The organism is Flavobacterium sp. CAN_S2, assembly GCF_015752255.1.
Lineage (GTDB): Bacteria > Bacteroidota > Bacteroidia > Flavobacteriales > Flavobacteriaceae > Flavobacterium.
In genome coordinates this window covers 1-1,758 of sequence record NZ_JADOVA010000014.1, presented here as the reverse complement: position 1 = coordinate 1,758, position 1,758 = coordinate 1, and the positions used below count along the sequence as shown (strand labels likewise).

General features: G+C 26.2%; 2 protein-coding genes. Both read right to left on the bottom strand.

Annotated elements, in window-relative coordinates:
- Positions 1-1,351, bottom strand: a 1,351-nt coding sequence (locus IWX80_RS16915; RefSeq protein WP_196854476.1) for a leucine-rich repeat domain-containing protein, incomplete at its 3' end; no start/stop codon positions are given.
- Positions 1,352-1,362: 11 nt separating this feature from the next.
- Positions 1,363-1,758: T9SS type A sorting domain-containing protein (locus IWX80_RS16910; RefSeq protein ID WP_196854475.1), on the bottom strand; the 396-nt coding region annotated here is incomplete at its 5' end.

Here is a 1,758-nt window from a genome sequence, read left to right as displayed (position 1 = left end):
TAAGCGGCAAAATCGTCACTTCTAAATCGTTATGAATCCCGTTAGGAGTAACACAAAAATCTTGATTAAAAGGACTGGTTTGCGCTGGAAAATCAGTAGACATAGAAGTTGGTGAAATTGTAAAATAATTTGCATTTTGAAGGATTGGCCTAATTGTGTAATTTCCCTTTTGAACAGGAATATAATATTTACCAGATGCATTTGAAACTACATTGCCCACCCCATTTCCATCTGAAACTGAAAAATTTAAATTTGAATACCCAGCATCCGAAGCATTGCATCCATTCTTATCGCTGTCCAAAATAATTTTTCCTTGTATCGCAAAGAAAGTTCCTCCTGGATTGAAAGAACAATAGGAATTAACAGCACAATTTTTATAACCTAAATATCCTATTTGTGTTTCAATACTATTAATGTCATTTTCATCACAACAGATAAATTCTAGATTTGGATTACCATCTAGGATCATTGAATAATTTTCTTTCAATCCATTTTTCATATAGATTGTTGAAAAATTATTATTTCTAAAATCAAGAAATCCATCAAAATCATTTAACCAACTTTTTCCAATATCATTAAGATTAATCGATCTCAATTGATTGTTATAAGCTTCTACTTGAATTAATCTTAGCAAGCCTTTCAGATTTAATTCTACTAATTTATTCTTTGAACAAAATAATCGTTCTAAATTAATTAAATCCGAAATATTTAAAGACTCTAAAATATTGGAACTTAATCCTAATTCAGTTAACAAAATGTTTTTTGATAAATCAATAGATGTCAACTGATTGTTATCACAATATAAAGTTTTTAACTTAGTTAGTGAAGAGATATCTATATTTGTTAATTGATTATTACCACAACTTAAAAAATTCAACTCTTTAAATTTAGTTAATTGAATAGTAGTTAATTTATTAAATGTACAATCCAAATATTCAAGATTTATTACATTACTTAAATCAAGATTTGTTAAAAGATTATCGCTACAATTAACATGTTTTAATGTTTTAATTGTAATAAAATTAAGATCACTAATTTTATTATATTGACAAAACATTTTTTTTAGATTTATAAAATCATTAATTCCAATCAAATTTGATATGTAAGTATATTCAAAATAGGGCTTATTTATATTTAACTCATAAATATTTAATGCTTCACTAACTTCTATTTCTCCATTATTATTTAAATCAATTTTTATTTTGTTTCCGTTTAAGTCTTTTGCTATATCATTATTAACATTTGCAGACAATAATCTAGCCTTAAAAGTAGCATCAGGCAAATTAACAATTTGTGCTTTTGCAATAGTGAAAAATAGAAAACACAATAGTAGAAAGTATAGTTTTTTCATCTGAATAATTCTTACTGTTTAATAAATTTAAAGCTGGATGTTCCCTTATCTGTATTCATTTTTAAGAAATAATTACTCTTAGATAATTTTGAAACATCTATTTTTGAAATACTCTGAGCATTTGGAACAGCTATAACTATTTGTCCTAAAACATCATAAATCGCCATGGTCTTTAGCTGAATAGTATTTTTAGTTCCAATATTTAAAACATCAATTACCGGATTTGGATACACACTAAAATAATCTGAAAACTCAAAATCTTGAGTTCCTAGCGTTTTAAAAGTAGATGTTGCCTTATTAGTCAGGATTGGAAAATTATAATCAAAATAAATATTAGCTTCATTGGTGAATGAATCTCCAGTTACCAGCGTTGGCAATGTTTTAATCTTGAAAGCTATATACCCATC